This is a genomic window from Lachnoclostridium sp. Marseille-P6806, from assembly GCF_964238185.1.
Classification (GTDB): Bacteria; Bacillota; Clostridia; order Lachnospirales; family Lachnospiraceae; genus Brotaphodocola.
In genome coordinates, this window is the sequence record NZ_CAXSLG010000003.1 from 25,079 (window position 1) to 38,289 (window position 13,211).

The 13,211-nt window shown below is 44.0% G+C and carries 10 protein-coding genes and 1 pseudogene; all 11 read right to left on the reverse strand.

The window, feature by feature from the left end; all coding sequences use genetic code 11:
* Positions 1–26: 26 nt before the first annotated feature.
* Positions 27–1,382 (reverse strand): MATE family efflux transporter, encoded by a 1,356-nt coding sequence (locus tag ACESON_RS04200; protein ID WP_373108648.1) that lies wholly within the window; start codon positions 1,380–1,382, stop codon positions 27–29.
* Between the two features lie 329 nt (positions 1,383–1,711).
* Positions 1,712–2,088: pseudogene (locus ACESON_RS04205) on the reverse strand (IS1182 family transposase); the annotation flags it as partial.
* Between the two features lie 121 nt (positions 2,089–2,209).
* Positions 2,210–3,184: an MBL fold metallo-hydrolase gene (locus ACESON_RS04210; protein WP_373108649.1), complete on the reverse strand. Its 975-nt coding sequence runs from the start codon at positions 3,182–3,184 to the stop codon at positions 2,210–2,212.
* A gap of 8 nt (positions 3,185–3,192) precedes the next feature.
* Positions 3,193–4,434 (reverse strand): CoA transferase, encoded by a 1,242-nt coding sequence (locus ACESON_RS04215; RefSeq protein ID WP_177959718.1) that lies wholly within the window; start codon positions 4,432–4,434, stop codon positions 3,193–3,195.
* 47 nt (positions 4,435–4,481) lie between these two features.
* On the reverse strand, positions 4,482–5,663 hold the full coding sequence (locus tag ACESON_RS04220) for an FAD-binding protein (RefSeq protein ID WP_177994284.1): 1,182 nt from the start codon (positions 5,661–5,663) through the stop codon (positions 4,482–4,484).
* A 20-nt stretch (positions 5,664–5,683) separates the two neighbouring features.
* Positions 5,684–6,469 (reverse strand): electron transfer flavoprotein subunit beta, encoded by a 786-nt coding sequence (gene etfB / locus ACESON_RS04225; RefSeq protein ID WP_373108650.1) that lies wholly within the window; start codon positions 6,467–6,469, stop codon positions 5,684–5,686.
* Between the two features lie 14 nt (positions 6,470–6,483).
* Positions 6,484–7,623: an acyl-CoA dehydrogenase family protein gene (locus tag ACESON_RS04230; RefSeq protein WP_177959715.1), complete on the reverse strand. Its 1,140-nt coding sequence runs from the start codon at positions 7,621–7,623 to the stop codon at positions 6,484–6,486.
* A 12-nt stretch (positions 7,624–7,635) separates the two neighbouring features.
* Entirely contained in the window at positions 7,636–9,270 is a 1,635-nt protein-coding gene (locus ACESON_RS04235) for an AMP-binding protein (RefSeq protein ID WP_373108651.1), read from the reverse strand.
* Between the two features lie 86 nt (positions 9,271–9,356).
* Entirely contained in the window at positions 9,357–10,640 is a 1,284-nt protein-coding gene (locus tag ACESON_RS04240; protein WP_373108652.1) for a hypothetical protein, read from the reverse strand.
* 26 nt (positions 10,641–10,666) lie between these two features.
* Positions 10,667–11,959, reverse strand: a complete 1,293-nt coding sequence (locus ACESON_RS04245; protein WP_373108653.1) for a GntP family permease — start codon at positions 11,957–11,959, stop codon at positions 10,667–10,669.
* A 38-nt stretch (positions 11,960–11,997) separates the two neighbouring features.
* The gene (locus tag ACESON_RS04250) at positions 11,998–13,119 is read right to left on the reverse strand and encodes a hypothetical protein (protein ID WP_373108654.1); all 1,122 of its coding nucleotides are present in this window, start codon (positions 13,117–13,119) and stop codon (positions 11,998–12,000) included.
* Between the last annotated feature and the right edge of the window lie 92 nt (positions 13,120–13,211).

The window sequence follows — 13,211 nt, forward strand, 5'->3', positions numbered from 1 at the left end:
AAGCTTTCTCCCGCCTACCTGAATTGCTACGCCAAATCACGAAATTCCTCTCTCCACCAAAAAGCTGCCCCTGCAATAAAAAGAAAGCAGATTACCCATGTCACAGGCTCGCAGGCACAGACTGCCGGATAGCCCATTACCGGAACAATCCAGTATCCAAAAATCACCTTTCCAATCAGCTCCAGGCTGCTGCATAAAAGCGGAGCAATTCTGTGCCGCATTCCCTGCAGAGCATTTCTCATAATCACAAGAAAACCCATAGGCGGAAACATAGGAATACTTACACGAATATACAAAGCCGCATTGGCAATCACATCCCTGCTCTGGCTTCCTGTAATCAGCTCCACTGCCGCTGGTGCAAGAAAAGCCGCAAAAAACAGAGCAAAAATCCACCAGGCCAGATACATGAAAAAAGCCGCCTTTACTCCTTTGGCAATCCTTCCTCTCTTTCCAGCTCCAAAGTTCTGACTGGCAAAGGTAGCGCAGCTGGAAGACAAAGCTCCGCCCGGCATCATAAACAACTCCACCAGACGCCGTCCACCTACCTGGGCCGCAATATAAACGCTTCCCAGCGCATTGATACTGCTCTGCAGAATCACGCTTCCAATGCTGTAAATCGTACTCATCATCGCCATACTAAGGCCAGTCACAAACATTTCTCCGGAAAGCTCCGGCGCTGCTTTTAAATCCTCCAGTCTAAAACGCATCTGGGCATAATTGCGCACAATATAGACAAAGCCCATTGCTGCGCTGATTCCCTGGGAGATGACTGTCGCTGCCGCCGCGCCCCGCACTCCCATGCCCAAAGGCCCCATAAATAAATAATCCAGTCCCACATTCAATCCACAGCTGAACATCAGGAAATACAGAGGCGTCATACTGTTTCCCACAGACCGCAAAAGCCCCGCCTCCAGATTATAGGCCATCGTCAGCGGAATTCCTGCCAGGATTACCGTAATATAGCTTAAAGCGCCTTCCATTACAGTATCCGGCGTATTCAAAGCAGACAGCAGAGGATGCCGCAGCGCCAGAAAACCTCCCGTCAAAACCACAGCCCAGATGGCAGCCAGCACCACCATCCATCCAGATGCCCGGCGGACTCCCCACTCATCACCTGCGCCGAAAAACCGGCTTACCACCAGAGCAAAGCCTGTATTCAGGCCAAAGGCAAATCCTGTAATTGTGCTGTAAAGCGCTGCTGTCGCACCAATCTGTGCAAGCGCTCCATCTCCCAGCAGATGACCGGCAATGGCAGTGTCTGCCAGATTATAAAACTGCTGAAACAGATTCCCCAGAAAAATCGGAAGAGCAAAAGCAAACAAAAGTTTCGCCGCACTTCCCTCTGTCATATCCATGACCCGTGTATTTCTTACTTTCTGCATCCTTTTACTCCTGGTACATATTTTGCATATCGTACAAATCACTCCGACAGCAAACGGGGGCAAAAGACATTTTCCCCAACACCTTATTATATAAAACGGCTGTAATATTGCAATACCTTTCTGAAAAATCTCTCATTTCCTGGCCAAAATGCCAAAGGGGGCTATCGGTAAATACCGTTTTTTATCTTCTAACTCTTAAAATAAGAATCTCCTGTAAAAATCAGTGTTTTTTATATCTGATCTTCTATGGGAATTTCTTGTTTTTTCTTTTCTGTATGTATTTTAGGGCACAAAAACCCCTCAACTGCATTTTTAAAAGCACTCTTTTTCTAAGCAGTCTTTTCTTCGGTTTTTCCTTCAAATTTCTTGATCTCATCATGAAGAAAACGATGATATTTATCTATATTTCTTCCAATCGCATACAGCATGAATTCTTTATATACTTTTTCGGATGTCCGGTAATTGAAACGTCGAAAACCGTCATTTTCTTGATCTTCATGACCTTATTTTTCTCTGCATCTTTTTCATCATCATATTTATAAAAATATTTTGCTTTATGTCCGCAGCCACTGCAATCGGAACGTCCATACACCTCAAATATCTGCGTTTTCATGTTGTAATACTTTCCAATTTCTTCTGTGCACGCACGTGATTTCCGTTTTTCATGATCCTGCAGCTTTATATAACTGGAGATTTTATGTTTCTTTTATGGAAAAGTTTTAAGGGCAGATGTGACTCGCATGAGTCACATCTGCCCTTATTTAGAACTATCTATTTCCCGATAGCCCCATACAAACCGCCTCCTGCTGCGGCCTGCTTTCTCTCTATCAGCTTCCATATCGGTAAATATATGTTTCTCCCGGACCGCCAAAACGGCTGACCTCTCCCTGCTCCCATAAATACTGCAAATGTGCAAGAATCTCAGAAGTAGCCATCCATTTCATCACCAGAGGATAGTTTTGAAAATTCCCTTCTTTATAATACCAGGTCATTTTTCCGGCTGCCTCAAAGGCACACATGGGCTTTGCAGAAAGAACACCTGTTATTTCATCCAGACGTTCTCTGTGATGCTCCAAAATCTCATCCACCCGCTCAGAAAGACAGGAAATTTCCCCTCGATGAGCCGGAAACACATGAGTTACCGGAAGGTTTCTGATTTTTTTCAGATTGTTAATATAATTGGCCAGCGAATGATCGCCTTCCTTATAATAGCCAATATTAGGCGTTATTTTATTCAGTACATGATCGCCGCAAAAGAAAATCCCCGCGCCTTCATCGTAGAATCCAATCATCCCGGGCATATGCCCCTTCAAATCAAGTACGCGAAAGCGATACCTTCCATAAGAAAACACATCCTGCTCCTCTGCCACGGAAATCTTTTCCGGCGGAACAGGAACAGAAATATCACTCTGCGGAGGCATATACTCCAGAAGCTTTCCTGGAATCCCACATTTTAGAAAGCTATTTTCCATATATGCCTCTCTGGATACAGGATCCTGTCCTGTAATCTCCATGGCATCCCAGGCACTGCAGCGGATTCTGCCGAACTGCTGATACAGATTCGGCAGATTGCCGCAGTGATCTCGATGGGAATGAGTAAGGAGGATATCTGTTTTACTTCGATCCAAAGCCAACGCGTCAACTGCTTCCTGAAGAATTCTCGTACATTCCTCTGTCTCAAATCCCACATCAATGATACAGTTTTTTTCTTGGCCCTTTATGATATAGCTGCTCAGCTCCTTCAAAGAAGAACCTGCAAGAGGCAACTTTACTTCATAAATATCTTCCGCAACCTGCTTCACTTTGTTTATTACTTTCTGTCATCCTTCCAGACAAACAGAATGCCCTTTTCCTGATATTCCTGAATCTGCTCATCGGTGTATCCCAGATCCTTCAGAATCTCCGGACCCTGCTCACCAATCAGCGGGCCGCCCTTGTATTCCGGAACACCCATCTCCTGGAATTTTACCGGCGGTCTTACCAGGGTTCTGGTATTGCCGTTGTCATACTGCATCTTGTACAGACAGTTGTTGGCCCATGCCTGCTCGTCTTCCAGAATCTCGCTCCAGGACTGTGCCAGGCTGAATGCCACGTCTGCTTCTTTCAGAATTGGCTGCCACTCAGCTGCTGTCTTTTTGCTCATAGCTTCCATACAGATATCGTACATCTCAGTACCAAGGCCCTTTGCCTGCAGATTCTGAATCGGGAAGTATCTCTCATCGTCAATCAGATCTTCTCTTCCCAGAGCTTTCATAAACTGCTTATAGTACATGTTGTAATCTGGCATACAGGTCTGAATAAATCTGTCATCTGCAGTTCTCCATGCAGAGTTGAAGGGGTTTGCACCCTCACGGATATTGATTGGATACTGCTGTGCAATACCTTCGTAGTTTGCAGCCTGAACCATCATACCCATGTTGTATACAGCAGTCTCAAACAGAGAGGTTTCAACCTTCTCGCCTTCGCCGGTCAGCTTTGCATGATACAGAGCAGCCAGGATACCAGCAGCCAGGTTCATTGCTACGTTGTGATCGCCAACGCCGGGAACAACGTTAAAGGGAACGGTTCCTCTCTGACGCAGGGAATCCAGATATCCGCCTCTTGCAAAGAATGCGGTAAAGTCAAATCCCGGAAGATCCTTATCCGGACCATACTCACCGTAACCGGTAACGATTGCGTAAACCAGCTTCGGGAATCTTACCTTCAGAGTCTCATAGTCAAGACCTGCTCTCTGCAGAGCCTGTATTCTCCAGTTGGTAATCAGAACGTCTGCATCCTCCAGCAGTTTAAAGAAAGCCTCTTTACCTTCCGGAGTTTTCATGTTCAGAGAAATACATCTCTTATTTCCGTTCTCCAAATCCCAGGTTGTATTCTCATACATATCCAGAGGTCTTCCCTCGGAGGGAGCGGTATGTCTCAGCGGATCACCCTTTGCAGACTCAATTTTAATAACGTCTGCACCGCAGTCTGCCATAAAACGGCCTGCGCCTGCTGCTGCAATAAAGGTAGCAAGCTCTACAACTTTTACACCTTCCAGTAACTTTTTACTCATTGCTATATCCTCCTTTATACTCTGCTTTGTTTCCCGTTTTTTCCAGCTTATTTATCCAGTGCTTCCATAATAGCCGGAATTACTTTATACAGATCTCCTACAATGCCGTAGTCTGCAATTTCAAAGATAGGAGCATTCTCATTGGTATTGATTGCAATAATCTGCTCGGAATTCTGCATACCTGCTACATGCTGAATCGCGCCGGAAATACCGCAGGCAATATAAATTTTCGGTTTTACTGTGGTTCCTGTCTGACCAACCTGATATGCATGGTCAATCCAGCCTGCATCAACTGCTGCTCTGGAAGCTGCAACAATTCCGCCCAGCTTGTCAGCCAGCTGCTTTAACAGCTCAAAGCCTTCAGGCTTTCCAAGACCCATACCGCCAGATACAATAATCTCAGCGTCAGTCAGGGATACGGTATCCTTCATGGTCTTCACAATTTCAAGAACCTTGGTACGAATGTCGCCTTCCTTAAACTCTACGTTCAGCTTAATCAGCTCGCCCTTGCGGCCTTCCTCAAATGCTGCTTTTTCCATAACGCCCGGTCTGACAGTAGACATCTGCGGACGATGGTTCGGGCATACGATGGTAGCCATTAAGTTTCCGCCGAATGCCGGACGGGTCTGTTTGATCTTCTTATCTTCCGGATCAATCTCCAGCTTGGTGCAGTCTGCAGTCAGACCGGTATTTGCCTTAACTGCCAGACAGGGACCCAGATCACGTCCGATATGAGTTGCGCCTAACAGCACGATCTCCGGCTTATATTCCTCAATGGCATCGTTGATTACCTTGGTGTATGCATCGGTACGATAGGTTGCCAGCTCTTCATGATCTGCCACATATACCTTATCTGCGCCATACTCAAACAGCTGATCTGCCAGACCTTCTACATGATGTCCGCAGAGAACTGCGCAGAGATTACATCCTACTTCGTTTGCCAGCTTCTTTCCCTCGCCCAGCAGCTCGATAACAACCGGCATAATCACGCCGTCTCTCTGCTCTGCAAATACCCATACATCCTTATATGCGCTTAAATCCTTTACTTCCCGCTCTTCCTCTGTTTTCTCAATAGCCTTGAAAGGACATTTCTCTACGCAGACACCGCATCCAGTACAGGCAGCGCCAATGACTGCGATCTTGTTTTCCATGGTAATTGCTTCAAAAGGACAGTTCTTTACGCAGATGGAACAGCCTTTACATTTTTCTTTGATTACATTTACTGCCATTTTCTATACATCCTTTCCCTTTAGATATAGTGTTTCTCTCTCAGCTTGTCAACAAGTACCGCACTCATTTCCTGAATGGTTCCGCTTAACATCTCGCCTTTGCCCTTCTGCGGCGGTGTAAAGGAACGGAACACCTGGGTCGGGGATGCATTAAGGCCGCAGTCCTTCGGATCCAGCTCTACTGCATTGTGATCCCAAACAGTAATTTCTTTCTTATATGCATCAACGATGCCGCCGATGCTCATGTATCTGGGCTGGTTCAGCTCTTTTACTGCAGTCAGCAGGCAGGGAGTCTGTACCTCGATGATCTCATATCCATCCTCCAGCTGTCTCTGAACAACAGCCTTGCCATCGCCCATCTGAATATCCTGAACGTAGGTTACAACCGGAAGACCCAGTCTCTGTGCCACCTGCGGGCCAACCTGAGCAGTATCTCCGTCGATTGCCTGACGTCCGGCAAAAATAACATCTACATCTCCAACCTTGCGGATACCTGCCGCAATGGTGGTAGAGGTTGCGCAGGTATCTGCGCCGCCGAATGCCCGGTCACTTAACAGATATGCCTCATCAGCGCCCATAGCAAGGCACTCTCTCAGCATGTAGGTTGCCTGTGGCGGTCCCATGGTCAGAACAGCAACCGTGGCATCCGGATTCTGATCCTTAATCTGAAGAGCTGCCTCCAGTGCATTGGCATCATCCGGGTTTAAGATACTGGGCACGCCGTCACGAATCAGGGTTCCCTTTACCGGATCAATTTTTACTTCATTGGTATCTGGCACCTGCTTTACACATACTAATATCTTCATTCTCTCAGCTCCTCCTATTTCTTCAGCAATTTTCCTGCGATTACCATCTGCTGTACCTGGCTGGTACCTTCATAAATCGTAAATACGCGGCAGTCACGATACATTCTTTCTACCTTGTAATCCTTGATGAAGCCGTATCCGCCGTGAATCTGTACTGCCTTTGCAGCAATTTCATTGCAGACCTCTGCTGCATAATATTTGGCCATAGATGCTGCCATAGACGCATCCTGGTGAGTATCCATTAAGTAAGCAGTCTTATATACCAGATTCTTTGCTGCCTCCAGCTTGGTTGCCATATCTGCAATCATGAAACTGATAGCCTGGAAATCTGCAATTCTTCTGCCAAACTGTTTTCTCTCTTTTGCGTATTTAATTGCCTCGTCCAAAGCGCCCTGAGCTACGCCGATAGCCTGAGCTGCAACACCCAGACGACCTGTATCCAGAGTCTTCATTGCATTGATAAAGCCTTTTCCTTCTTCGCCCAGCAGATCGCTCTTATGTACTCTTACGTTATCCAGAATAATATCACTGGTAGCACATCCGATTACACCCATCTTGTTCTCCGGCTTTCCGCAGGAAACGCCCGGAAGCTTCATGTCTACTACGAAAGCAGAAATTCCTCTGGTTCCTTTGGTCATATCGGTTTTTGCATAAACAACTGCCCAGTCTGCCAGAGGAGCCATGGTAATAAAGGTCTTACGACCATTTAAAATATAGTAATCTCCATCCTTTACTGCTGTTGTAGTCATGCCGCCTGCATCGGAACCGGCGCCCGGCTCTGTCAGTGCAAAGCAGACTTTCTTTTCACCCTTTACAACCGGTGTCAGATATTTTGCCTTCTGCTCTTCTGTTCCAGAAAGCAGGAACGGGCCGCCGGATAAGGAGTTGGGAGAAGAAACATAAATGCTTGCTACACCGCTGACTCTTGCCATCTCTTCCATAACGATTACATAGGAGCGTGCGTCTGCGCCCTGGCCGCCATACTCCTTCGGAACCTTAATTCCAAAAAATCCGGCCTTTGCCATTTTGTCTAGAATTTCTTCCGGGAATACCTCGGATTCCTCTACCTCGTCAAGGATTTCCTTGGTCAGCTCTGTCTCAGCAAATTCTCTGGCCAATTTCCTCACTAACTCATGCTGTTCTGTAAAATACATGCTTGTTCCTCCTTAATGTTTTAGGTTTATCATTTCGCCTGCCTGAACTCGAAGTTCCCTGGAAAGGACTTTTCCGCTGGCGTTGATTGGAAAGTTTTGAAATGTCAGAACGTACTTTGGAACCTTGTAATCAGAAAGGCGGGATTTTACATAAGACCTTACCTTTTCCTCATCAATCACAGCTCCGTTCTTTGGAATAATACAGGCTGCAATCTCTTCCTGCAGAACCTTTGCAGGAATGCCGATTACCTTTACCTCTTCCACTTCCGGCATTTCAATAATACAGTTTTCTATTTCTGCGGGAGAAATATTTTCCCCGCTTCGAATAATCATTTCTTTCATTCTTCCGGTTACATGAAGACATCCATTCTCATCCACATAACCAAGATCCCCTGTGTGCAGCCATCCATCCGGATCCACAGCCGCCTTTGTTTCCTCCGGCCGTTTATAATAGCCCTGCATCACATTATATCCCCGGACCACAATCTCTCCGCAGATTCCCGCATACCGTCCACAAACATCTTTACGGCAGCCCTCCACCGACTCATTCCGGGTGGCATCGGACTGCTGTATCGCAAACTCAATATCTGGAATCGGACGCCCTGATGTGTGGGATTTTAACTCCAGAGAATCTTCATAGTCTGAAATTGCAATACAGGGAGAAGCCTCTGTCTGCCCATAGGACACCTGCAAATGCTTCATTCCCAGTTCCCGGCAGATTTCCTCGTATTCCACCGGAAGCACAGGAGAACCTGCAATAATACCGCTTTCCAGAGAAGAAAGATCATACTGTGGACGGTTCTGGTTATGAAGAATTGCCAGAAACATGGTAGGGACACCATTGAGCACTGTACACCGGTACTTCTGCACCTGTTCCAGTACATCTATTGTTTTATAGTATTTCAGAAGATGAGCCTGAGCCCCGCTGTGAATACAGCAGAGAATTCCCGCTGTTATTCCAAAGCAGTGAAACAACGGTACGGAAATACACAGCTTGTCCTTCTGACTCCAGCGCATCTGTCTGGCAATCTCTGCCGAGTTATTCACCAGGCTGAAATGAGACAGCATTACCCCTTTCGGTCTGCTGGTTGTGCCTGACGTAAACATAATACAGGCCGTATCCTCCGGCATTACCTCAGCTTTTCTTTCGTCAAGCTTCTTCTTTTCCCGACCGGAGAGTTCCAGAGGAAATCCGGCTCTCTGATACCATTTATTTGCCGGATCCTCCTCCAGAGGAACAATTTTTTTCAGGTATGGAAGGGTTTCTACAGGAATCTTCTTTAGAAGATCTTCATATACAGTGCTTTTACAGCCATATCCGTGAAACAGATACTCTATATCATTATCCCGTAAAATTCCCTCCAGCTCATTTTCCTTATAACAGGTGTTGACCAACACTGCCGCTGCACCTATCTTCAGCAAGGCAAAAAAGCAAAACACCCAGTTGGGGCTGTTGACGCTCCATATGGCTGCATGGCTTCCTTTTCTGATTCCCAGTTCCAGATATCTGACTGCCAGAAAATCAGAAATTTCATCCATTTCTTTCCAGGAATACAGATAATCCCGATATCCGATTCCCGGACAGTCCGGAGTTTTTTCGGCCCGCTCTCGCAGGATTGTTCCGATTGTTTTAGAAACTAGACTCATAATCTGCTCCCCTGTCGTTGAGGCATCAACGTATACTTGTATACTAGTTTTGGTAAGATCCAGAGGGCTCAAAAGAGCCCCCGTAATTAATCCATCATTCCATTTTCATCGAAATACATTGGTTTGGGACCATCTACATAGGATATTCCATCAATATCCTTTATTGCTTCATAAAGAGGCTCAGAAACCTGTATTTCATCTAAACATAACGTATTCTTAATGTGAACCACTCTTGCCTTACTATAATCCAAATTGTGGCAACATCGAATGCACATTAAAACTGCTTCCTTATCTGTATTCACATATAGCGGGATTGGACATGCATCCATCAAGCCTGTGGTTAATACATTTGTCCAGGTAACTTCCCAATCAACAGAATTAAGGCATCTTCTTGTCGTTACATCTGCAGAACCAAGGCCACATCCATTATGATGTGCTTCTGGCGTAATTCCTCTTATAAACAATTTCTTTAAGTTCAATGTATCGCCAAACGTATGCGTAATGTTTCTGCCAGTCACGTTTGGATCATGGCCATTTCCACTGATATTCTTACCTATCTCATCAATAATCAGAACATCAATATCATCAAACTTAAATTTAGCCATTTTTTCTTTTGCAATTTTTAAAAGCCTTGCATCGACATCCATAAAATTATCCCGATTGCATACCTCAATATTACAAATATCATCATATGCATTTTGCACTACGCCTACACCGAATGCAAATGGACATTTATTTAAAAATATTTCTGCAACAGGTGGTATCAGCTCTGTAAAGCGATGAAAGCCAAAACTATGGAACATTGATGCACCTTTATGCTTTGCAATTCCGATAGCAATCATCTTTGCCAGACCACTTTCATGTGGACCTCTGAAATCTGTATGTGGTTTCACTTTGTTAAAAATAACAATACCATCCGATTCGTAAGCATACTTATCACAATACAGTGGAATTCCATTTAATTCACCATATTGAATTACTTCCATAGAAGATAAAATCGGGACACCCATCGTTTCTTCTGTAATATTATATCCAGCCAACATTTCCAGCTGTCCCTCAGCAGTAGCACCACCATGGCTTCCCATCGACGGAATGATAAATGGATCTGCTCCCCATGATTTCAGTGTATCACAAATCGTTCTTAACATCAAATCTAAATCAGGAATTCCTCGACTTCCAGCTGTTAAACAAATTCTCTTTCCTTTATAAGATTCTTTATTTTCGACCTCCTCGAGTTCTTTCTGCATATGTCCTTTAATGTCTTCTATTTTTGTAGGATCATAGCTTTGTCTAATTGTCACCATATTAGGGATAGGAACCAAATCTATTCCTTGAATAGGAGTATGTATTTCCGGAAAATCTATAAACATATTATGTCCTCCTTTCTCCACAAATTTTATGCCATTCCAAATGCATAGAATAAAGCAATTAAAAAGACTAATGTTAATAACGGAATTACACATGTAGTAACAAAAATCGGGAAATAAGACTGCTTATGGTTATTTTCTGTTACATTAAGAACAGAAACTACCAATCCATTATGAGGAAGAGAATCCAGTCCTAAACTTGCCAGTGCAGATACTCTGTGAAGAGCTTCTACATTCACTCCCATCGGTACAAAATAATCTTTTATAATAGGTAACGCAATTCCCAATCCGCCTGAACCAGAACCGCAAACACCAGCTAACATGGTAACAGCTAATCCAGATGCGATTAATGGGCTTCCGCCAATGTTGGTAACAGAAGAAATCAATGTTGCAAATGCCGGAGTTGCCTGTACCAAAGATCCAAAACCAACTACTGCAGATGTATTGAACAAAGAGCCAGTTCCATCCTTTGTACCATCACTCAGGTGTTTCCAAATATCTTTCCACGGAATAAATTTACTGTAGCAAATTAATCCAGAAATAAAACCTACAAACAATGCTAACTCTGCACTTAACTTAAGAACATTCAATGCAACCAGAAGAATCAGCATCGGGAGTAATGCAATAAAAAATCCTGGCAATTCCTTACTTGCCTTCAGTTCCAGCATTGCTCTATCCTTTTCCGTCATTTCAAAATGCATACCTTTTTTCTTGCTTCGATTTGTATACCAAATAATGAATACAAAAACGAGGACTGCTTCAAAAGCAGCTGCAAGCATACCCGGAAGCATTGCTGCTGTTGCTGGGGTACCAAGAATCTGTCCTGGCATCAAGTTCTGAATCTGTGGAGATCCTGGCATCATTCCCGTAAAGGTTCCTGCTCCTGCAAAATAAACTGCTGGAATTAAAGTTCTGGAAATATCTCCTCTCTTAAACAGGGAAACCATAAGAGGATATAATGTAAACATACAAACGAAAACAGAAACACCACCGTATGTTAACACTGCACCTGCAATAACGATAGACGGAATGATAAATTTATCCCCCAACTTATCTATAATTGTCTTCGCGATGGCATCAGCAGCCCCACTAATATCGGTTAGCTTTCCAAATAATGAACCCAGTACAAAGATAAAGAAAAACTTTCCAAAGTATCCAGCTAATCCATTAACATAAGTAGTTGTCATTTGCTCTACCGGATTCATTCCTGCTGTAAGTAGCAAGAATATACCAGAAATCATGGCTGAAAAGAAAATCGGAACCCCTTTAAAGCATAAAAATATAAGTAACACTAAACTTAGGATGACAAATAATATTTCCATACTCCAACTCCTTTTTACTATACCCTATACCATTTGTTTTATTTTGTATCAAACTTTGTAGCAATCATATGTACTACATATGGAATCATAATAACCGGAATCGTCAGGTACCCAAGATAAGCATAACCAACTGCTACGATCTTGTTCAGACCGAGCTGAGCAATCAGGAATGCTAAAATAGTACATACCAGGGTAACAATAATAACGTTTTTTCCTGGTTTTGCAGTCGGATCAAAGTTCTTATCCAGAGAAGTACATACACGATTAGACATACCTGCAATCATATTTACTGCTGTAGAAACAGAACCAAGAACGATCAAGATAGAGATAATCGGTCTTAATATAGACGGTGCAACGCCTCTGTTTACCAGAATCAGCAGCGGAATACTCTCAGTTGCAAAGTTCGGATCATTGGTAATTGCCATCAGACCAAGAACTGCCATCAGACAGGTAATGCTATTTACGAAGAATCCATAAACCATAGAAGTCTTTGCATCATCTGGACTTTCAAAAGGCTTTGCATGCTGGAACAGCAGTCCAATAGCAGCAAGCTGGAATGCAGCATACACGATGCTGGTCCATAAAGCCTTTCCTGCAGGAGCTGGATTTGCTGCACTTGCTGCAATATTTGCAGAAATATCGCCCCACTGAGCAATAATGTTGGGGATATATACAATAAGCAATCCTGCAACAATCAGAACCGAAAGAGTGGATGCCACCTTACGTACAACGTTGGTACCGTAAACGGCAACTATGAAGATAAACACGCCTACAAAAGCAGTTCCTACCCAATGGTTAATGCCGAATGCACTTTCCATAGTACTTACACCGGTTGCAAAGGCAGCTGCCGGAGCAACACAGATCGTTACAATATACACCAGCTCATACAGATTGGAAAAAATCGGCGAATATTTGCCGTAAAAGCTGTTATTAAAGCTTCTGTAGTCATATACGTTGTGCTTCTTTGCATAGCGCAGTCCGTACCACTGATAAAAAGCGCCAATAAACTGTGCTAAAATACAGGTTGCAAATGCCCATACGCCAAACTGTACAAAGTACTGTCTTAACTGGTTACCTGATGCAAAACCACCTCCGAACTGTGTAGTAAACCATACAAAAGCTACACCAACTGTAACCGACATTTTATCTTTACTAATCATAATTAGTTCCTCTTTTTCTTTTCTGTGCATTGAGTATATCTCTTTTATAGAAAGAAGAGCTGGCTACAGATGATATGCACTAGTCGTTATAT